Source organism: Roseburia sp. AF25-13LB (genome assembly GCF_003478915.1).
In the GTDB taxonomy this organism is placed as follows: domain Bacteria; phylum Bacillota; class Clostridia; order Lachnospirales; family Lachnospiraceae; genus Roseburia_C; species Roseburia_C amylophila.
In genome coordinates this window covers 66,302-88,049 of sequence record NZ_QUFO01000005.1, presented here as the reverse complement: position 1 = coordinate 88,049, position 21,748 = coordinate 66,302, and the positions used below count along the sequence as shown (strand labels likewise).

19 protein-coding genes are annotated in these 21,748 nt (G+C 42.4%); 1 reads left to right on the top strand and 18 read right to left on the bottom strand.

Annotated features, from left to right (window positions below; genetic code table 11):
• Positions 1-150 precede the first annotated feature (150 nt).
• From DWY37_RS08905 to gap, 11 genes are all read right to left on the bottom strand, one after another.
• Positions 151-975, bottom strand: a complete 825-nt coding sequence (locus tag DWY37_RS08905) for a class I SAM-dependent methyltransferase (RefSeq protein WP_117696929.1) — start codon at positions 973-975, stop codon at positions 151-153.
• Positions 972-1,340, bottom strand: coding sequence for a TetR/AcrR family transcriptional regulator (locus DWY37_RS08900; protein WP_117696926.1), 369 nt, complete (start codon positions 1,338-1,340; stop codon positions 972-974). Before DWY37_RS08900 ends, DWY37_RS08905 begins: the two co-directional genes overlap by 4 nt.
• Positions 1,341-1,375: 35 nt before the next feature.
• The gene (gene sufU / locus DWY37_RS08895) at positions 1,376-1,804 is read right to left on the bottom strand and encodes a Fe-S cluster assembly sulfur transfer protein SufU (RefSeq protein ID WP_117696924.1); all 429 of its coding nucleotides are present in this window, start codon (positions 1,802-1,804) and stop codon (positions 1,376-1,378) included.
• On the bottom strand, positions 1,794-3,005 hold the full coding sequence (locus DWY37_RS08890; RefSeq protein WP_118544491.1) for an aminotransferase class V-fold PLP-dependent enzyme: 1,212 nt from the start codon (positions 3,003-3,005) through the stop codon (positions 1,794-1,796). The genes sufU and DWY37_RS08890 overlap by 11 nt, the downstream gene beginning before the upstream one ends.
• Position 3,006: 1 nt before the next feature.
• Positions 3,007-4,083: a SufB/SufD family protein gene (locus DWY37_RS08885; RefSeq protein ID WP_118541366.1), complete on the bottom strand. Its 1,077-nt coding sequence runs from the start codon at positions 4,081-4,083 to the stop codon at positions 3,007-3,009.
• A 21-nt stretch (positions 4,084-4,104) separates the two neighbouring features.
• The gene (sufB, locus tag DWY37_RS08880) at positions 4,105-5,511 is read right to left on the bottom strand and encodes a Fe-S cluster assembly protein SufB (protein WP_118541368.1); all 1,407 of its coding nucleotides are present in this window, start codon (positions 5,509-5,511) and stop codon (positions 4,105-4,107) included.
• Positions 5,512-5,523: 12 nt separating this feature from the next.
• On the bottom strand, positions 5,524-6,267 hold the full coding sequence (sufC, locus tag DWY37_RS08875) for a Fe-S cluster assembly ATPase SufC (RefSeq protein ID WP_117840780.1): 744 nt from the start codon (positions 6,265-6,267) through the stop codon (positions 5,524-5,526).
• A gap of 17 nt (positions 6,268-6,284) precedes the next feature.
• Positions 6,285-6,725: an RrF2 family transcriptional regulator gene (locus DWY37_RS08870; protein WP_118177223.1), complete on the bottom strand. Its 441-nt coding sequence runs from the start codon at positions 6,723-6,725 to the stop codon at positions 6,285-6,287.
• 203 nt (positions 6,726-6,928) lie between these two features.
• Entirely contained in the window at positions 6,929-7,681 is a 753-nt protein-coding gene (tpiA, locus tag DWY37_RS08865) for a triose-phosphate isomerase (RefSeq protein ID WP_022242403.1), read from the bottom strand.
• A 66-nt stretch (positions 7,682-7,747) separates the two neighbouring features.
• On the bottom strand, positions 7,748-8,959 hold the full coding sequence (locus tag DWY37_RS08860; protein ID WP_022242404.1) for a phosphoglycerate kinase: 1,212 nt from the start codon (positions 8,957-8,959) through the stop codon (positions 7,748-7,750).
• A 181-nt stretch (positions 8,960-9,140) separates the two neighbouring features.
• Positions 9,141-10,157, bottom strand: coding sequence for a type I glyceraldehyde-3-phosphate dehydrogenase (gap, locus tag DWY37_RS08855; RefSeq protein WP_022242405.1), 1,017 nt, complete (start codon positions 10,155-10,157; stop codon positions 9,141-9,143).
• An 848-nt stretch (positions 10,158-11,005) separates the two neighbouring features.
• Between gap and DWY37_RS08850 the strand changes: the two genes are divergently transcribed.
• The gene (locus DWY37_RS08850) at positions 11,006-11,818 is read left to right on the top strand and encodes a histidinol-phosphatase HisJ family protein (protein WP_117696909.1); all 813 of its coding nucleotides are present in this window, start codon (positions 11,006-11,008) and stop codon (positions 11,816-11,818) included.
• 216 nt (positions 11,819-12,034) lie between these two features.
• On the opposite strand, the gene DWY37_RS08845 is transcribed toward DWY37_RS08850, so the two are convergent.
• The 7 genes from DWY37_RS08845 to DWY37_RS08815 all read right to left on the bottom strand — a co-directional run bounded on the left by DWY37_RS08845 (position 12,035) and on the right by DWY37_RS08815 (position 21,709).
• Positions 12,035-12,847, bottom strand: coding sequence for an HAD family hydrolase (locus DWY37_RS08845; RefSeq protein WP_117696906.1), 813 nt, complete (start codon positions 12,845-12,847; stop codon positions 12,035-12,037).
• The gene (ptsP, locus tag DWY37_RS08840; RefSeq protein WP_117696963.1) at positions 12,847-14,460 is read right to left on the bottom strand and encodes a phosphoenolpyruvate--protein phosphotransferase; all 1,614 of its coding nucleotides are present in this window, start codon (positions 14,458-14,460) and stop codon (positions 12,847-12,849) included. The genes DWY37_RS08845 and ptsP overlap by 1 nt, the downstream gene beginning before the upstream one ends.
• 19 nt (positions 14,461-14,479) lie before the next feature.
• Positions 14,480-15,916, bottom strand: coding sequence for a glycoside hydrolase family 1 protein (locus DWY37_RS08835; protein WP_022242409.1), 1,437 nt, complete (start codon positions 15,914-15,916; stop codon positions 14,480-14,482).
• Positions 15,917-16,089: 173 nt separating this feature from the next.
• Positions 16,090-18,030 carry a beta-glucoside-specific PTS transporter subunit IIABC gene (locus DWY37_RS08830; RefSeq protein ID WP_118541372.1) on the bottom strand — a complete coding sequence of 647 codons (1,941 nt, stop codon included), beginning with the start codon at positions 18,028-18,030 and terminating at the stop codon, positions 16,090-16,092.
• A gap of 297 nt (positions 18,031-18,327) precedes the next feature.
• A complete protein-coding gene (gene licT, locus DWY37_RS08825) occupies positions 18,328-19,164 on the bottom strand; it encodes a BglG family transcription antiterminator LicT (protein ID WP_022242411.1) in 837 nt (278 codons plus the stop codon).
• 230 nt (positions 19,165-19,394) lie between these two features.
• Positions 19,395-20,474, bottom strand: a complete 1,080-nt coding sequence (mnmA, locus tag DWY37_RS08820) for a tRNA 2-thiouridine(34) synthase MnmA (protein ID WP_022242412.1) — start codon at positions 20,472-20,474, stop codon at positions 19,395-19,397.
• A 68-nt stretch (positions 20,475-20,542) separates the two neighbouring features.
• Positions 20,543-21,709, bottom strand: a complete 1,167-nt coding sequence (locus DWY37_RS08815) for a cysteine desulfurase family protein (protein WP_118056920.1) — start codon at positions 21,707-21,709, stop codon at positions 20,543-20,545.
• Positions 21,710-21,748 lie beyond the last annotated feature (39 nt).

Genomic DNA, 21,748 nt, shown 5'->3' with positions numbered 1-21,748 from the left:
ACATCCCTGTGCCTGCGTTGCTAAATTGTATAGGAAATTCCAAGTACCCCTAACAGCCCTTACAAGGCTTGCCGACGAATGACCCGCACAGATAGTTTGCTGTATACCAGAATTCGATTTTCAAAATTCTACTATTAGGCTTCAAAAATATCACACTTCTTTTAACTCTATGATTTGGTTCGATATGTTGCGGACTGCCGGTATTTTCCCAATTATTCCATAGATTGGATAGAGCTTTTTCATACCCTCCACCAGGCTTACGTCCTTTACCGGTTCAAAACCCGGCAATTCTTTTGCCAGTATGCGTCCGTTCTTTACACCCCAGGTAAATTTCGCTTTGCTGGCTTCTATGGATTTTTCTTTGATGTGTTTTACTACAAATGGAGACATGGTTTCCACCAGTACAGTTGCATCGGTAAAATGTTTTCGGATAATTGTAAATATCTTCTGCACATTCTCCTTGGAAAGATACATGGTCAGCCCTTCGATAATCACAAGAGTCGGACGTGTTTCATTGTGTAAATCGGTCTCAGCATCAAGTGTCTTATGAACCTCTTCTGCCCACGCCTCATCCATCGCAGAATAAGGAAGGACGGATACCCGCCCAGTTTCTTCTAAGAATTTTTTACGCACTTCTATGGTCACTGGCAAGTCCAGATTAAACCAGCGTAATTTCCCGTTATCTACCCGATAAAATCTGGTATCCAGACCACAGGCAATATTAATTACAACAGCATTCGGATGTGCTGTGACATAGTTTTGTACCAGTTCATCCAGTACAATGGTTCGTGCCACAACGCCATTTTGCATCATGGCATCTTCCTTTGCCTTTGTGAAATCATAGTCCATCTCTTTTACGATTTCCATTGCCTTCTTATCATAGATAAGATGTCCCTCTCTTTCAGACTCCATGGCTCTTGCATAGAGTGTCTGAATCATGGTTTCCGGTACTCCGGTCATTTCAATTTTCTTCATGTGTGCTCTCCTTTCGCACCATAACAAAAGTTATATTCTGTTATGGTAAAGAAAAAAGGACACCCTCCAGATTTACATCCAGAAGGCATCCTGTCATTTTCGATTGCTGTCTCAGGATTTGCTGCCTCTCTTACATATAATTCCTGCATCAGCTTCTGATACTGTTCCACTGCCGGTCCTAAGATTGCATGAAGCAATGCTTCCTTATTGGCAAAGGAAAAGTAAAAGGCTCCGGTGGTCACATTTGCCCGCTTGCAGATGTCCCTAAGACACGCCTGCGTATAACCCTTTTCTAAAAATTCTGCTTTTCCTGCTTTGATGAAACGTAATCTTGTCTGTTCTCTATTTCTTTCATTCTCACCCATAACACTCGTTATGTTAGTATAGACTAACCATTTTGTCAAGCTTCATCATTTAACATTTCTTCTAAGGTATGCCAGCCTAATACGGCGCACTTTACTCTTGCCGGCATATGGGAAATATCCTTTAATGCCGAAGCTTCTTCCAGCTCGTCAATTTCTTCATCCGAAGCTTCTCCTTTTATCATTTTTAAGAATAATTCTCCTAAATGCAGCGCTTCCTCTTTCTTCTTTCCGACAATCATGCCCAGCATAATATCGGCAGATGCCTGGGAAATAGCACAGCCATCTCCTACAAATGCACCGTCTACGATTTCATCACCATCTAATTTTAATTTTAAAAAAATGTCATCCCCGCAGTTTGGATTCACGCCTTCCAACACCAGGTCGGCATCTGGAAGGTCATGCTTGAACTCCGGGTGAATATTGTGTTCGGTAAGGATTTCATTATAAAAACTTCTACTCTCCATATCCCATTCTCCTTCTGACTCCTGCTACGCTTTTCACCAGCGCATCGACTTCTTCTTCTGTATTGTAAAACATCAGGCTTGCTCTTGTAGCGGAGCGGACGCCCAGATACTCTAACAGCGGCTGTGCACAATGATGTCCTGCACGGACAGCCACACCGTCGGATTCCAATACCGCACTGACATCATGCGGATGCACGTCTTCAATGGTAAATGTCAGGATTCCGGTATGTTCTTCTGCCAGTTCCGAACCCAGCACATGAACCTTCGGAATTGCTTTCAGTCCTTCCAAGGCTTTTTTCGTAAGTGCAAGTTCACGCTCCTGCATGGTTTCAAAACCGATTTTGTTAATATAATCAATGGCGGCAGCCAGTCCCACTGCGCCTGCTGCATTGACGGTTCCTGCCTCAAACTTGTGCGGAAGCTCTGCATATTTTGCACCGTCTCTTGTTACAGAATCTATCATTTCTCCTCCGGTAAGGAATGGCGGCATTGCCTTTAAAAGTTTTTTCTTTCCATATAAGACACCGATTCCCATCGGTCCCATTAACTTGTGACCGGAAAATGCCAGAAAATCCACATCCAACTTCTGCACATCAATCGGCATATGTGGGGAGCTCTGGGCGGCATCCAGCACGACTACCGCATTGCTCTTTCTTGCTCTTCGCACAATTTCCTCTACCGGTGTTGGACGTCCCAGCACATTGGACACCTGTGTGATTGCCACCAGTCTTGTTTTATCGGAGAAAGCTTCGTCTAGCTTTGCTTCGCTTAAACTACCGTCCTTTTCACATTCCAGATAAATAAGCTTTGCGCCGGTCTGTTTTGCCACCATCTGCCACGGCAGCATATTGCTGTGATGTTCCATAATGGAAACCACAATTTCGTCCTCCGGACAAAGATTATTTAAGCCATAGCTGTACGCTACTAAATTCAGGCTCTCTGTGGTATTTCTGGTAAATATAATTTCTGTCTCAGATGCAGCATGGATAAACTGCTGAACTGTTTTTCTCGCTGCCTCATAGGCATCGGTTGCTTCCAGGCTCAAAGGATAGAATCCACGCAGCGGATTGGCATTATGTTTTTCATAAAATTCCTTTTCCGCCTCAATGACGCATGCCGGCTTCTGTGCGGTTGCCGCATTGTCAAGATAGATGACATCCCGGTCTTTAAAAAGAGGAAAATCCTTCTTAAAATCGTACATCCTAAATCACCTCTTCCAGCGCTTCCTTCGCAATTTTTTCTGTTACTTCATCCTTCATCAAATCACAGATATGCTCCAATTTTGCACCTGTCACAATACGTTCTGCAGCTTCCTTATCAATACCTCTTGCCCCAAAATAGAACATGGTATCTTCATCTAATTCTCCAATGGTTGCTCCGTGATTTCCTTTTACGTCTTCCTGTGCACATAAAATCAGCGGAATGGTCTTATTTTCCACATCATCACCCAGCAGAAGTACGCTTTCCTCTTCCTGTCCTTCTGCGCCGGAGGAACCACGTTTGAAATCAATGGTTCCGCGGAAAACCTTATGTGCCTGTCCGCGAAGAGCTCCGTCAGAATTAATATAGCTCATGGTTTTCTCGCCAAAATGATTGGCTACCATATTATAGTCTAAAATCTGCTGTGCCTGACCAAGATATCCGGTCTCTGTGGCAAAATTACTTTCTTTTCCATTCAAATCCATGCGGCATCCGGAATAGAGATTTCCTTTTCCAAGGAACAACTGGATATATTCCACCTTTGCTCCTTCGCCAATTAAATTGCCGCCTATATCACTTAATAAAGTCTCATGCTCCTGCGGCATCTGAACCTGAACTAATCTTACAGATGCACCGCTCTCGACTTTCATTCTGACACGGACTGCCAGAGATGCTTCTGCGGTACTGTCTTCCTCTTTTGTGGCATCCGGAGCCACACGGCTGTCCATCACAACAGTAAGTGTACTGTTTTCTTTTGCAACTATCTCTACACAGCCTGCCGTATGTGCATCTTTTTTGCCGGAAATGTGCAGTCTTACGGTTTTATCCTGTCCTGCATTATCTGCAAGAATCTGATATTTTGCAGTATTTTCTGTTGTAAAGATTGCATCTGCTTCTCTTCCGGCACCGGTTTCAATGTCCGAAAGCTGCTCTGTTTCAGTAGCTACTACATCTCCCTCTGCTGCAATCTCACAAGGTTCTATCTTATTGCTCCATTTTATCGGAGTTTCATTTACCTTCAGCCAGTTCCAGGTAGGAGAAGGCAATTCATTGATTTTCATACTTACATTTTGTTCCATGCTCTTTCCACATCCCTTCTGCTATCCTATGCTGCCCTTCATCTCAAGGCGAATCAAATTGTTCATTTCCAGTGCGTACTCTAAAGGCAGTTCCTTGGAAACATTATCCGCAAATCCGCTGACGATGCAGGCTCTTGCGTCCTCTTCGCTCATGCCTCTTGACATAAGATAAAAAATTGCTTCATCACTGATGCTTCCAATCTGGGCTTCATGTCCCACATTAGCATCCTTGGTACGGATGTCCATTGCCGGAATGGTATCGGAACGGGACTCAGAATCTAACATCAGAGACTGACAGGATACTGCTGACTTCGTGCCTTTCGCTTCCTTCGTTACCACAACGGAACTACGGAAAGTACTGATACCACCATCCTTGGAAATGGAACGGGTATTCATATAGGAGCTGGTGTCCGGTGCGCAGTGTACCACTTTGGCTCCGGTATCAAGGTTCTGTCCTTTTCCTGCAAAAGTTACACCGGTAAATTCCATGCGGGCACCCTTTCCTTTTAAGACACTCATCGGATACAGATAAGATACATGGGAACCGAAGGAACCGGATACCCATTCAATGGTTCCGCCCTCTTCTACCAGTGCCCGCTTGGTATTTAAGTTATACATATTCTTTGACCAGTTCTCGATGGTGGAATAACGAAGTTTTGCATTCTTGCCAACATACAATTCCACGCATCCTGCATGCAGATTGGCCACATTATATTTTGGTGCAGAACATCCTTCGATGAAATGAAGAGATGCTCCCTCATCTACGATAATCAATGTGTGTTCAAACTGTCCGGCACCTTTTGCATTCAGTCGGAAATAGGACTGCAGCGGAATCTCTACGTCCACACCCTTTGGCACATAAACGAAAGAACCGCCGGACCAGACTGCACCGTGCAATGCTGCAAATTTGTGGTCATTTGGTTTTACCAGCTTCATAAAGTGCTTCTGTATCATATCTGCATATTCACCATGCATTGCACTTTCCAAATCCGTATAAATAACGCCCTGTGCGGCAACTTCTTCTCTTACATTATGATAAACCAGTTCGGAATCATACTGTGCGCCAACACCTGCCAGTGACTTTCTCTCTGCCTGTGGAATTCCAAGACGTTCAAAGGTATCTTTAATGTCCTTTGGCACCTCAGACCATTTTCCCTTCATCCTTGTGTTTGGGCGGACATAGGTTACGATATGCTCCATATCCAGTCCTTCAATCGATGGTCCCCAGTCTGGCACTTCCATTTCATTGTAAATCTGTAAAGACTGTAAACGGAAATTCTGCATCCAGACGGGGTCATTTTTCTCTTTTGATATCTGCTCTACGATTTCAGAAGTAAGACCTTCTTTCAGCTTATAAGCATCCTTCTCATCATCCCGGATATCATATATGCTTCTGTCGATATCTTCTACATAGCTTTTCTCTTCCATTCCTTACACTCCTTACTCGTATTTTGCAAAACCATTCTCGTTTACTTCATCAATCAGGGATGCATCTGCGGTCTTAACAATGTGTCCTTCCACCATGATGTGCGTGAAATCTACGTGTAATGCCTCTAAAATCTTGGTGCTGTGTGTAATAATCAAAAGGCTTCCCTTACTGCTCTTCTGGTATTCTTCGATTCCCTTTGATACGGTTCTTACTGCATCTACATCCAGTCCGGAATCGGTTTCATCCAGAATCGCAAGCTCCGGCTTTAACATCAACATCTGTAAAATTTCAGCTTTCTTTTTTTCGCCGCCGGAAAATCCTACATTCAAATCACGTTCTGCATAAGACGGATCCATCTGTAAAAGTTCCATTTTCTCTGCCAGTTCTTTCTTAAAATCATAGAAACGGACTCTCTTTCCAGTCTTCTGTTCCAATGCACTACGGATAAAGGAACTTAAGGTAACGCCCGGTACTTCCAGTGGGTTCTGGAAAGATAAGAACATGCCGCTCTTTGCGCGTTCATTCACCGGCTCTCCGGTAATATTTTTTCCCTGGAAAAAGATTTCTCCGCTCTCTACCTGATAACGTGGATTACCAACCAGTGTATAACCCAGTGTGGATTTACCGGTTCCGTTTGGTCCCATCAGTACGTGTGTCTCATGTCTTCCTATTTCAAGATTTACGTCATGTAAAATATGTTTTTCTTCTACACTGACATTCAGATTTTTAACCTCTAAAAGTAATTCTTTGCTCATTTTTCTTCCTCCTGCATCTATTGTTTCTTCTTCGCTGCTTTCTTCTCCGCTTCCTGCTTCGACTGCAGAACATCCGCCAGCGTCATTTCATCAAAATATTTATCTATCAAATCTGCCAGTCCCTTCCAGATTGGAAGTGTACAGCAGGAATCTGATTTTTCACATGGCTCCTGGTCTTCTCTTAAGCAGGATACCGGTGCAAGCGTTCCTTCTGTCAGCCGCAGGATATCACCAACCCTGTATTCTTCCGGTTTCCGATTCAGACGATAACCGCCCTTCTTGCCGCTGACTCCTTCTATCATATGTCCCTTGGAAAGAATGGTCGAAATACTCTCTAAATATTTCTGGGAAATATTCAGTTTCTCGGCAATTCCTTTTAACGGAATATATTCTTCCGCATCATGCTCCGCCAGCTCGACCATAACCTTTAATGCATACCTTCCTTTAGTTGAAATCATGCTCTGCATTCCTCCTTTTCTGGTTCATTCGCATCATATACCCATTCGCCTACTATGTCAATGGGCGAATCGGTTTTCGTTTGTTCTTTTCGGGGAACAAAAAAACGCCACCAAATGCATTTCACCGGTAAATACTACCAATGTCATAATGCATTTCGTGACGTTTCTTATTTCTTATGAAAATATTCTATTTTCCGAAAAGCTTATTTATTGTAATTTACAATTTTTCCGAAGTCAGCCTTTAAGGAAGCTCCTCCTACCAGACCACCATCGATATCAGCTTTTGCGAACAGCTCTGCTGCATTTCCTGCATTTACAGATCCGCCGTACTGGATACGGATAGACTCAGCTGTTGCTTCATCATATACTTCACGGATGCATGCACGGATTGCGCCACAAACTTCTTCTGCCTGATCAGAAGTAGCTGTTTCACCAGTTCCGATTGCCCAGATTGGCTCGTATGCAATAACTGCTGTTGCAGCCTGCTCTGCTGTTACGTTCTGGAATGCAATCTTAATCTGCATACGGATCCAGTCAAGGTAGATACCCTGTTTTCTCTGTGTTAAAGTCTCTCCACAGCAGATGATTGGTGTAATACCATGTTCGAAAGCTTTTAATACTTTCTTATTTACAGTTTCATCTGTCTCTGCGAAGTACTCTCTTCTCTCAGAATGTCCTAATACAACGTATTTTACGCCAGCATCTGTAAGCATTGCCGGAGAGATTTCTCCTGTGTATGCTCCGCTCTCTTCAAAATACATGTTCTCTGCACCGATGCAGATGTTAGAACCTTTTGCTGCTTCCATTGCTGGAATAATATCAATTGCTGGTACGCAGAATACTACATCTACGTCTTCATTTGCTACTAATGGTTTTAATTCATTTACCAGTGCAACTGCCTCGCTAGGAGTTTTATTCATTTTCCAGTTGCCGGCAATAATTTTCTTTCTTGCCATTTTAAAATGTCCTTCTTTCTTAAATATATAAGCTTTTGCCTGCATACAGGCATGTGCTTTGATTACTTATTTATCGTTTGCTGCTGCAACGCCTGGAAGCTCTTTACCCTCTAAGAACTCTAAGGATGCTCCACCACCTGTTGAGATGTGGCTCATCTTGTCACCGAATCCAAGCTGGTTAACTGCTGCTGCAGAATCTCCACCACCGATGATGGTTGTTGCATCTGTATCTGCTAAAGCTTTTGCTACAGCGATAGTACCTGCTGCAAGAGTTGGGTTCTCGAATACACCCATAGGTCCGTTCCAAACAACAGTCTTAGCAGTCTTAACAGCATCTGCGAAAAGTGTCTGTGTCTTAGGTCCGATATCACAGCCTTCTCTGTCTGCCGGCATCTTGTCTGCATCATAAGTTTCTACTTCAACTGGAGCATCGATAGGATTTGGGAAATCTTTGATCGTTACAGCATCTACCGGAAGAAGAAGTTTCTTTCCAAGTTTCTCTGCCTTTGCCATCATTTCTTTACAATAATCGATCTTAGTATCATCTACTAAAGAGATTCCGATTTCATATCCTTTTGCTTTTAAGAATGTGTAAGCCATACCACCACCGATGATTAAGGTATCACATTTCTCAAGTAAGTTGTTGATTACATTTAATTTATCAGCAACTTTTGCACCACCAAGAATTGCAACGAATGGTCTTACCGGATTCTCTACTGCATTTCCAAGGAAGTCGATTTCTTTCTGCATTAAGTATCCAACTACTGCAGTGTCAACTAACTGTGCAACACCTACGTTAGAACAATGTGCTCTGTGAGCTGTTCCGAATGCATCATTTACAAATACATCACAGATAGAAGCAAGGTCTTTAGAGAAAGCTTCTCCGTTCTTTGTCTCTTCTGGTCTGAAACGTGTATTCTCAAGCAAGATAACATCGCCATCGTTCATAGCTGCTACTGCTGCTCTTACGTTCTCACCAACAACTTCAGGGTCAACAACGAATTTAACTTCCTGTCCTAATAACTCTGTAAGTCTTGCTGCTACTGGTGCAAGAGTTTTGGTCTGTTTATCTTCTTCTGTTTTTACTTTTCCTAAATGGGAGCAAAGGATAACCTTTCCACCATCAGCGATTAATTTCTTGATTGTAGGAAGTGCTGCAACCAGACGGTTCTCGTCTGTAATCTTTCCTTCTTTTAATGGTACGTTGAAATCACATCTGCAAAGAACGCGAAGTCCTTTTACATTAATATCATCTATAGATTTTTTATTTAATGACATATTAAGTAGTCTCCTTTAAATTTTATTTCTAATAGCAAGAAAGAGCCCGGTCCCAAAAGACCGGACCCTTTTCCTGAGTCTTATCTGCACTCTGGCAGCCTGTCGCTTAAAAAAGTAGTCTACCGTGCAGTGATTGTTCGTTAAACTACGGGAAACACGCTTTGCGGGTTTCTCTCGTAAATTATGCTAACTCGCTGAAGTATTTGATTGTACGAACCATCTGAGATGTGTAGCTGTTCTCGTTATCATACCAAGAAACAACCTGTACTTCGTACAGATCATCAGATACCTGGTTAACCATGGTCTGTGTTGCATCGAACAGAGAACCGAATCTCATTCCAACGATATCAGAAGATACGATTTCGTCTTCATTGTATCCGAAGGACTCGTTAGCTGCTGCTTTCATAGCTGCATTGATATCTTCTTTTGTAACGCCAGCTTTCTTAACAACTGCTGTTAAGATTGTTGTAGATCCTGTAGGGGTTGGAACACGCTGAGCAGATCCGATTAATTTTCCGTTCAGTTCTGGGATAACAAGTCCGATAGCTTTTGCTGCACCAGTGCTGTTTGGAACGATGTTAACTGCTGCTGCACGAGATCTTCTTAAATCACCTTTTCTCTGTGGTCCATCAAGAGTCATCTGATCACCTGTGTAAGCATGGATTGTTACCATGATACCAGACTGGATTGGAGCATATTTATTTAATGCATCAGCCATAGGAGCTAAGCAGTTTGTTGTACAAGAAGCTGCTGAAATGATTGTATCAGATGCTTTTAATGTCTCATGGTTTGTGTTGTATACGATTGTAGGAAGGTCATTACCTGCTGGAGCAGAAATAACAACTTTACGAGCACCTGCATTGATGTGTGCCTGTGCTTTCTCTTTGCTTGTATAGAAACCTGAACACTCTAATACAACGTCAACTTTTAATTCACCCCATGGGCAGTTGTTTGCATCTGGGAATGCATAGATTTTGATTTCTTTTCCACATACGATGATAGAATCATCTGTGCAGGATACTTCATCAGCATGCTCATATTTACCCTGAGAAGAATCATATTTTAACAAGTGTGCTAACATTTTAGGGCTTGTTAAATCGTTGATTGCTACTACTTCGTATCCTTCAGCACCAAACATCTGTCTGAATGCCAGACGACCAATACGGCCGAATCCATTAATTGCTACTCTTACTGCCATTATTAATTCCTCCTAGAAATTTAATATAAAATATCTTTATTTGGGATTGTACCCAATCTGGTATTATTCTAACCAATTTTTGTCGAAAGTTCAAGTAGTTCCCATCACTTTGTTAATTTTTTCACTATTTTTATTTCTTCTTTCTCATTTTCAAACAAATGTTACAATAGCTTTTCCATTTTTCATACTGTCTTTTGACAGATTGTCAAATTTCTATTATAGTATTCTGTGTATTATATACAAAGATTTTACTATACTTGTGAAAATGTAACATTTTTCTTAGTAGAAATGTGTAAACACCGGGTAAGGTTTGTGCAATATGTAGGCGAAAGGAATGGGAAAGCTTCTTCCCGAAAACACTGGAACAGTTATGATGTGAGAATCCGCAGCACTTTACGGGCAGTATTTTTCTTGAAATTAGGCTGTCTTTCCGGCTGCTTTGACCGGATACTGCTTTTGTCTGCCAGCAGCGGATACCACACTTTGTCTGAAGGGACTCTAAGAATTCCTGCAAAGATATTTGATTTGCGGCAACCGGCACAAATTCATATCCATATTCAGATTGTGCCTCGCTGGTACATCCATGTACCAGCGTTGCCGGGTTGCAAAGGGAATTCTAAGAGTCCCTAACAGACGCTGTTCACGGTATCCGCACGCTGGCAGACAAAATGCAGTATACTGTCAAACATTGGAAAGACTGCTTATTATAAAAGAAAGAAAAATACTGCAGGTTGAAGTGCCGGCTTCTTACATAAAAGCGTTCCGGTGCTTTTGGGAAGAAGCTTTCTCATCCAGTTCCCCACCTGCACAACCTTACCCGCCATACACCCCACAGAAAGGAGTACACTATGCTTTGGGACACACATATGCACACTGCTTTTTCTACCGACAGTGAGGCCTCACCGGAATCCATGATTGAAGCATCTATTGAACTGGGACTTGGCGGAATCTGCATTACCGACCATATGGATTATGATTATCCAAAAGAACATCCGGAGGATGAACCGGAATTTATCTTAGACACTCCGGTCTACTTCCCAACTATCCAGAAGCTGGGACAGCAATACAAAGATAAAATAAAAGTGCTGACCGGCATTGAGCTTGGATTGCAGCCTCATCTTGCAGCGAAACATCAGGAACTGATAAGCCGGTATGACTTTGATTTTGTCATCGGCTCTTCCCATGTAATCCACGGCAAAGACCCTTACTACTCCCGCTTTTTTGAAGGAAAAACCGAACAGCAGGCTTATCTGGAATATTTTGAATCTATCCTGGAAAATCTTGCGGTATTTGATAATTTTGATGTATATGGACATATCGATTATGTGGTACGCTACGGTCCAAACCGGAACCTTAAATATTCTTATCAGAAATATGCCGATGTCATTGATGCGATTTTAGAAAAGCTCATTGATATGGGAAAAGGAATTGAAATCAATACCGGTGGTTTCAAATATGGTCTGGGACATCCGAATCCAACAGAAGATATTATAAAACGTTATCACGAACTAGGCGGTGAAATCATTACCATCGGTGCCGATGCCCACAAACCGGAGCATGTTGCATTTGATTTTGCAAAAGTACCGGATATTTTAAAGGCCGCAGGCTTTCAGTATTTTACTGTATTCGAAAAGAGAAAACCGGCTTTTCTTCCGTTGTAAACTATGGGAATCACGCTTTACGAATTTCTCTTCTTATTGCGGTGTTCACCAAATCTGTATGCAGGCACGCGATTTTTCCTGTGTATGCAAAAGTAACGGCGCGGTTCGTCAACTGCGGAAACAACATAAATACAGTAAAGGGCACTTATCATGTCTCCTAAGTTGACGAACCACGCCGCCTTTTCTATCATAAGAAAATTGTTTTTACTTCAAATCCTACCCCAGCAGATGCAGCCGTTCGAATGCATGATACAGTCCGTCTTCATCAATCTTATCTGTAACCATATCCGCATACTGTTTTACTACCGGAATCGCATTTCCCATTGCCACTCCTGTTCCTGCAAATTGCAGCATTTCCACATCATTTGGTCCATCACCAAAAGCAATGGTATCTTCCCTGCCTATCTTTAACTCATCCATAAGCCGCTGCATTCCGGTTGCCTTGTTGACTCCCATCTTCGTCATTTCACCGGACATCTGACGATCCTTGCCAAAGCTTGCTCCGGTTATCTTGATATAATTTCCGACTTCCTTCTGCATCACATCCACCGGAATATCGGCATCAAAATACATTCCACTTTCAAGAGCCGGCATCTGTTCCGGATGTTCAACAAGCGTCAATCCGTTTAGAGCACCGTCAATATCAAGTCCAAGCCGCATACAGCGTTCTCTCATTTTCTTTGCATTCTCTTCATCCACATAACGTCCGTTGATTCCCTGCAGCATAAAGCATGCACCGTGCTCCTTCAGCACCTCTACCATATCCTGCACCTTATCATTTGCCAGAACGCTATGGTAAATCACCTTATCATTTGCAGACACATAAGCACCTGCCGAAGCCACAATGGCATCAAATCCAAACTCTAAAAGCCATGGATACACATTCGTTACAGTTCTTCCGGTACATAACGAAATCAGATGTCCCCGCTTTCTGGCCATGCTTAATGCTTCCCTGGCAGATTCCGGCATGTGCATGGTGAAATCCACCAGGGTTCCGTCTACATCCAAAAAAATCAGTTTACGGCTCATTATTCTGCGTCCCGAATCGCTTTTCGAACCGGAAGAACACAGCCAGGAGAAACAGATAATTCATCTACCCCCATCTCTAAGAAACGCTGGGTCAGAGTTGTATCTGCCCCAAGTTCTCCACATATTCCTGCCCAGATGCCTGCCTTGTGTGCATTTTCCACGGTCATCTGAATCAGCCGGAGCACTGCTTCATGATGCGGATTATAGAAGCTGTCAAGCTTTGCATTCTGACGGTCAATTGCCAGTGTATACTGGGTCAGGTCGTTGGTTCCGATACTGAAGAAATCAACCTCTTTTGCCAGTTCATCACTCATTACTGCTGCTGCAGGAGTTTCAATCATGATACCCTGCTCCACATTTCCAAAAGGAATCCCTTCCTTTGTAAGTTCTTCTTTCACTTCTTCTGAAATTGCTTTAATCTTACGCACTTCATCTACCGAAATAATCATCGGATACATAATTGCAATATTTCCGTAATTGCTTGCGCGGAATAAAGCACGGAGCTGGGTCTTAAAAATTTCCGGCCGGGTCAGGCAGATCCGGATGGCACGATATCCCATTGCCGGATTGTCTTCTTTGTCGAGGTTAAAGTAGTCCACCTGCTTATCGGCTCCGATATCCAGGGTACGGATAATAACCTTCTTTCCTGCCATGGTCTCTGCGACCTGCTTATAAGCTGCAAACTGTTCTTCTTCTGTTGGAAAGGTATCTTTTTCAAGATAAAGAAATTCACTACGGAAAAGTCCGATTCCACCGGCATCATTTTTAAGTACTGCCGCTAAGTCAGAGACATTTCCGATGTTGGCATACAGATTGATTTTCTGACCACTCTTTGTCACATTTTCTTTTCCCTTTAAAGTCAGCAGTAATTCCTTCTGTTTTGCATCCTCTTCTGCTTTTTTCTTATATTCTGCCAAAGTTGCTTCATCCGGTTCAATGATAAGAGTTCCGGTATAGCCATCCACAATTGCCTGTTTTCCGTTCCACTCTTCCTTGATTTCCACACCAATCAGTGCCGGGATGCCCATAGTTCTTGCTAAAATTGCAGTATGGGAATTCGTAGAGCCAAGCTGTGTTACAAATGCCAGCAGCTTACTTTTATCCATCTGTACGGTTTCACTCGGAGCTAAATCCTTTGCTACGATAATAACCGGCTCATCCCCAAGGTCGCTTCCCATATCATTTCCACATAATACATTGATGACACGCTCAGAAATATCCTTCATATCAATGGAACGGGCTTTGAAATACTCGTCATCCATATTTGCAAATACTTCTGCAAAGTTATCTCCGGTAACACCTACCGCATACTCTGCATTTACGCTCTGACTCTCAATAAGATTGTGAACGGAATCATTATAATCTCCATCCTCTAACATCATGGCATGCACATCAAAAATCTGTGCATTTACTTCACCCACTTCTTTTAATGCTTTCTTGTAAAGCTTGTGGAGCTGTTCAATTGCAGTCTGCTTTGCTGCTTCATAGCGGGCAATCTCTGCTGCCGGGTCTTCTATTCTCTTTCTTACCACCTGATTTTCAGCTTTTAAAAGGAGTTTTACCTTTCCGATTGCAATACCGCTGAATACCTTTTTTCCATTAAACTTTTCCATAGTCCATACCTTCTTTCTTTTATAAGTTTTCTCCATTTGAAGCAATTACTTCTTTATACCAGTCGAAGGATTTTTTCTTTCTTCTTGCAAGAGTTCCGGTTCCATCATCATATTTTTCTACATAGATGAAGCCATATCTCTTTGCCATTTCTCCGGTGGATGCACTTACTAAATCAATGCATCCCCATGGTGTATATCCCATCAGGTCAACGCCATCTTTTACCGCTTCTTTCATCTCTTTGATATGATCCCGCAGATAGTCGATACGGTAATCATCCTGAATGCTTCCATCTTCTTCTAATTTGTCATAAGCGCCAAGGCCATTTTCTACTACCATAACCGGAATCTGATAACGGTCATAAATTTCATTTAAGGAATAATGTAAGCCCTGTGGGTCAATCTGCCAGCCCCAGTCACTTGCCTTAAGATATGGATTCTTAAGACCGGCAATCAGGTTTCCATCCGTCTGCTCGCCATTTGGATCTTTTGATACACAACTGCTCATATAATAGCTGAGGGTATAGAAATCCACACAGCCTTCCCGCAGAATTTCTTCATCGCCCGGTTCCATTTTAACATGAATATTATTTTCTTCAAAATACCGCTCCATATACGCCGGATATTCTCCTCTTACCTGCACATCGGAACAGAACCAGTTCATAATCCGCATTTCCTTCTGTGTTGCTAACACATCCTCCGGATTGCAGGTAAATGGATACTTGGTCATAAAGACATTCATATCACCGATAAGATATTCCGGATATTTTTCATGTGCTAATTTTACTGCTTTTGCGCTGGCAACAAACTGATGATGTAATGCCTGGAAACGAACCTTCGGGTCATCCGGAATCTCAGTAATTTTTCCCTCATAGCCTTTTACGGTTCCAAGGGAAAGCAGGTTGCCAAGCGGTGTGGTTCCACCATTGATTTCATTGAAGGTCAGCCAGTATTTTACTTTGCCCTGATATCTTTCGAAAATTGCCTTGCAGTAATTCAAAAAATAATCAATACATTCTCTGGCTTCCCAGCCATTGTATTTTTCAATCAGTGCATATGGCATTTCATAATGGGAAATGGTTACCAGCGGCTCAATGCCATATTTTAAACACTCATCAAATACTTTATCGTAGAATGCCAGTCCTGCTTCGTTTGGTTCATTCTCCATTCCGGTCGGGAAAATTCTTGTCCATGCAATGGATAAACGGAATACTTTAAATCCCATTTCTGCAAATAATGCAATATCCTCTTTGTAATGATGATAGAAATCAATTGCTTCGTGGCTCGGATAGAGATATTCCGGATGAATGGTTCTTGTTACCTTTTTCGGCTCGGTATGGGAACCATTCGTACACATATCAGAAACAGATGCTCCTTTTCCATCTACATCCCATGCTCCCTCAAACTGATTGGCTGCGGTTGCACCGCCCCAGAGAAAATCTTTACGAAATGTCTTCATTGCTTTTTCCTCCTGCTTCTTATTATTTTTATTTGTAAAAATTTATAATTTCTGTTTTTATATTTTTCTTTTCTCATTCTGCCCTGCAATAAGGCTTCTGATTTTGTTGGATAGAGCACGAGCCCTTTATCAGAGCCCGCACCCTTAGGTATAAAAAACTATGGAAAACTAATTTATAAAACGGTAATCAATGCGTCCAACGCTGCAACTTTCTTTGCATCTGTCGGAACTACATCTGCGTAATCTGCTGTGTTGCTGATGATAACCGGAGTCAGAACGGAATATCCTGCTCCTGTAATCTTTGCAATATCAAATTCCAATAAAAGGTCACCTTTCTTTACTTTGGCTCCCTGTGCTACCTTCGGTGTAAATCCTTCTCCATCTAATTTCACGGTATCCATGCCCACATGAATCAGGATTTCTGCTCCGCCATCGGATACTATTCCAATGGCATGACCGGTTGGGAAGAAGGTTACTACTTCGCCATCACATGGTGCATATAATTTGCCTTCGGACGGGAGAATAGCAACACCCTGACCTAATGCTCCGCTTGAAAATGCTTCATCTTCTACTTCTTCCAAGGCTTTTACTTCTCCGGTAAGAGGAGATGCAATTACCTGGTTTGCTGCGGTTTTTGTGCCTTTCTTTTCTATTTTTGCTTCATCATTCTGTGGAGCATCATCATGATAGGTAATGTAAGTTGCTACGAATGCAACTACCATAGCTACTGCCATACCGATTAATACCCAGATCAAACTGTAAACGCTCTTTGACTCACCATCGATGAATGCCGGAAGTCCGAAGAATCCAAGACCCCCCATCATATAAGTTTTAACTCCGGCAAATCCTATGATTCCACCACCAATAGCGGATGCAATACAGGAAATTACGAATGGTTTTTTCTTTGGAAGTGTAATACCATAAATACATGGCTCTGTTACACCAAAGAGTCCTGAGATAAACGCCGGTAATGCAATATTTCTAAGTTTCTTATCTTTTGTCTTTAATACAATTGCCAGTACAACCATGGACTGCGCAAAAGATGCTGCGAAATATGGAGAAAGGATGAAGTCATATCCTAAAGTTCCATAATTAATCATTGCCAGTGGAACAAGTCCCCAATGTAATCCGAAGATTACCAGTACCTGCCAGAATGCTCCGACTAAGATACCTGCTACAAGACCTCCTACAACCGGAAGGTTATAGATTGCTCCGAAAATAATACCGATAATGTTGCAAAGGAAAGTAGATACCGGTCCGATTACCAGATAGGTAAGTGGAACCATTACTGCCAAAGTTACAACCGGAACGATAAATGTTTTAATAACGTCCGGAATTACTTTCTTTAATCTCTTTTCCAGCCAGGCAGCACAAGCCACTGCAATAACAATTGGTACTACTGAAGAAGTATAACCACTGGATGGCATAATAACAGGAATTCCAAAAAAGGTTGTATAATAATTCATTTCAAAGGAAGTTCCTGCAAACAGGGAACCTATCAGTTCTCCTGAAGTCAGATTAACCAGTGCCGGATAGGTAAGTGATATACCAAGTGCCATTCCGATAAATTCATTCATCTTAAATTTCTTTGCTGCAGTATATCCTAAGATAATCGGCAGGAAATAGAAGAATCCGTCTCCAATGGAATACCAGAGCTGATATGCTCCGCTTGTGGTAACATCAATTCCTGACTGACTTGCGATAAAAGACCACAGCGCCAAAAGACCTTTGATAATACCTGCTGCACAAAGCACACCAAGGAATGGCTGGAATACACCGGAAATCAAATCAATGAGTCTTGCACCAAGCCCCATCTTCTCTCCGCTGTCTTCTGCATCCTCGGAAACAGCTCCGTTTCCGGCCAGATGTGCATGTTCACAAACCACATCATAGACATCCGGTACATGATTTCCGATTACTATCTGATACTGTCCGCCGGATTTCATTACTGTCACAATTCCTTCCGTTGCTTTTAATACTTCGGTGTTAGCCTTGGACTCGTCTTTTAATTTAAAACGAAGTCTGGTAACACAGTGCGCAAGGCTTATGATATTCTCCCTGCCGCCTACGTTCTGGATAATAATTCTTGCCAGTCCATCATACTTACTTGCCATAACAATCCCTCCATTTTTATTTTTTATAGCATGTTCATTTTTATCTAAAACACTCTTGTGTTTTATTCATTTTGTTAAAAACAACGAATGTGCCTTGGCACATTCTCGCGCCTGCGGCGGTCGCTTGCGACATCTACCTTATACGCCGCAGTGTGCATCCTCGCGGAGCGTTTTTTAATTTACAGGAAAGCAATTTCCTGTAAATTAAAAAAGCCCAAACAAATAAAACTCTTCCTATGAGTCTTATTCGTCTGGGTTTTGCCGTCTTAACGTAACAATCCCTTGCCGAAAGGGTATTTACTTATTCATACTGTGAATCACACGATGAATGTGTACTGCCAGATAGGAAATCTCTACATCCGAGACTTCATAATCAAGCTTCTTCTTCATGTAACTCTTTATCTTCTGTGCACATTCGTAGGAACGCGGGAAACGATCCGCAATCAACTGGTCAAATTCTTCATCATTACGTTCACTGTCTTCCCGACTGATTACCCGCTGTACAAAGAATCTTAAATGCGTTACAAAACGCTCATAGGACAGGCTCTTTTCATCCAATTCCACCTGAAAGGTATATCTGACTATATTGAGTATATCCTTTATCATTGCCGGCATGTTCCTGGACTGATTCATCTGACCGCCCATCTGTGCATTTACCAGATGCATCGCAATAAATCCAGCTTCATCCTCCGGCAGCTCCACGTCTAGTTCCTGTTTTACAATATCTAAGGCTTTCAATCCCACCTGAAATTCTGCATTGTAGAATTTCTTCATCTCCCAGGAAAGCTCATTCGCAACAACGATGCCCTGCTGCTTTCTCTCTATGGCGTATCCCAAGTGGTCTGTTAATGTCACATAAATATTTTTACTTAAATGATAACCTAATGTTTCTCTGGCATATGCGATAACCAGCTCGGCTGTCCGGATATATTCATACGGCATGTCCTTTACCACCTGCATGAACTGGCTGGTACTTTCGTCCGGAAGGGAGAATACTTTTTCTATCTTTGTCTCATCTATTTCTTCTCCGGCTTTCTTTCCGAAGCCTATGCCCTTTCCCATAACGATGATTTCTTTACCTTTATCGTCCTCGGAACTGATTACATTATTGTTAATTACTTTGATAATCTGCATTACGTTTCACCTGTTTATGATATAAAAAAAGCTGCATTACACTCTAAATAATCCGACCTAACAATTATCTTAAAGTGCAATCCAGTCTTGCCTATCTCTAGTAACAATCCGGTTTGCGTCCCTGCTTATTACATTACAAATGTACTATATTTTATCAGAAACGTCAAGTCCGGAATGTAAACTTCGTATATAATATATAATTTTATCATTTCATTTTTGTGCACAATTCACTATTTTCCTATAATGATTCCACCGCCTGCGACAAATTCCCCATCATAAAATACCACCGCCTGACCCGGTGTCACAGCACGGACCGGTTCTTCAAAATGACAGCGGATCCTGCCCTCTCCGATATTTTCCACGGTACACATGGCTCCTGCATGTCCATAACGGATTTTACCTAAGAGACGTCTGCCATCAAAATCGGTAAGTCCCATATAATTGACATGGTCTGCAACCAGTGTATCCGTAAATACATCCTCTGGCGAACCTACCACTACTTCATTGGTTTCCGGTCTTATTTCTGTTACAAAAATCCGTTTGCCATATGGTATATTCAAGCCACGGCGCTGTCCTACGGTATAGTGGGTAATTCCTTTGTGCCGTCCGATAATTTCACCATCTTTTGTCACAAAGTTTCCCTCTCCCGGAACTGCATCTCCAACCTCACGGTCAATAAAACCTGCATAGTCATTATCCGGGATAAAGCAGATTTCCTGGCTGTCTCTCTTATGAGCCACCGGAAGTCCCACCTCTTCTGCAATTTTGCGGATTTCATCTTTATGATAAGCACCTACCGGCATCAATGTATGGGATAACTGCTCCTGTGTCAGGTTATATAATGCATAGGTCTGATCCTTGGCTGCTGTTACAGATTTTGCCACTGCGAAACGTCCGTTGTCACATTTTGCAATTCTTGCATAATGTCCGGTTGCAATATAATCTGCTCCGATGCTTAAGCTTCTGGCAAGAAGTGACTCCCATTTCACATAACGGTTACAGGCAATGCATGGATTCGGCGTTCTTCCTGCCAAATATTCTGCCACAAAATAATCCATTACATACTGTTTAAATTCCTGTTTAAAGTTCATCACATAATATGGTATTTCCAACCGGTCAGCCACTCTTCTGGCATCATCCACGGCACTTAGGCCACAGCAGCCACCATTTTCCTGCTGCTGTGTCTCTTCCTCATCCTGCCAGATCTGCATGGTTACACCAATCACATCATAGCCCTGTTCCTTTAAAAGATATGCCGCAACGGAAGAATCCACTCCGCCGGACATTCCAACTACTACTTTTTCCTTCATATATTTAATCCTATCCTACAGGCAAATTTTTAGCTGCACTCACAGTTTACCCACACTGTCAGCATCCGTCAAGTGAATTTTACGGTTTCCTTCTGTCCCCTTAGGATTGTGACATTCTTTTTGATGCAGGCAGTCACATAATCAATCTGCTCTGCCGTAATTTTTTCATTTAAAGTAAGCCGCAATGCTCCCCTTGCAATTTCCGGCGGTACACCGATGGCTGTTAACACATGGGATGGCTCATGTTCTCCGGAAGAACACGCTGAACCTGCCGATGCACAGATTCCATCCATATCCAGCATAACCAAAAGATTCCCACCTTCTAACTCATCAAAACAAAAGTCCACATTATTCGGAAGGCGGTTGTTCCATTCCCCATTCAGCCTTACCTTCGGCACCTGCTTTAATACTGAATAAATCAAGTAATCCCGCATCCTTGTCTCGATTTCCATCCGCTCTTTTAAGCTTTCCATTGCCATGGCTGCCGCTTTTCCCATGCCTACAATTCCCGGCACATTCTCAGTTCCTGCCCGGACACCGCTTTCCTGGCCTCCTCCATGGATAAAAGGAGGTATCCTCTTTTTCTTTCGCACATATAAAAATCCGGTTCCCTTAGGTCCGTTGAATTTATGTGCGCTGGCACTCATCATATCAATATTCATTCTGTTGACATCAATGGGAATATGTCCATATGCCTGTACGGCATCCGTATGAAAACAGATTCCATATCTCCTGGCAAGCATACCGATTCTTGTTATAGGTTCTATGGTGCCAATTTCATTATTTGCCATCATAACAGAAATCAATATGGTATCCGGCCGGATTGCCCGCCGCACCTGCTCCAAGGAAACCGTTCCCTTGTCATCTACCGGAAGGTAAGTAATCTCATAACCATTCTGTTCCAGATATCCGCAGGTTCTTAAAATGGCATGATGCTCTATTTTCGTGGTAATGATATGCCGGCCTCGCATAACCATACTTTCTGCGGTACATTTCAATGCCCAGTTATCAGATTCACTTCCTCCGGCTGTGAAATATATTTCCTCCGGCTGCGCCCCGATGCTCTGCGCAATGATCTGCCGGCTTTCTTCTATGGCATCATGACTTTTTTGCCCCAGATCATACAGGGCAGATGGGTTTCCATAACGACGCTCATAAAAGGGCAGCATTGCTTCGATTACTTCCGGTGCTGTCGGTGTTGTTGCTGCATTATCAAGATAAATCATTTTCTTCATGCTTCTTTCCCTCTGAGAATAGTTCTTTCTGCCTCTGAT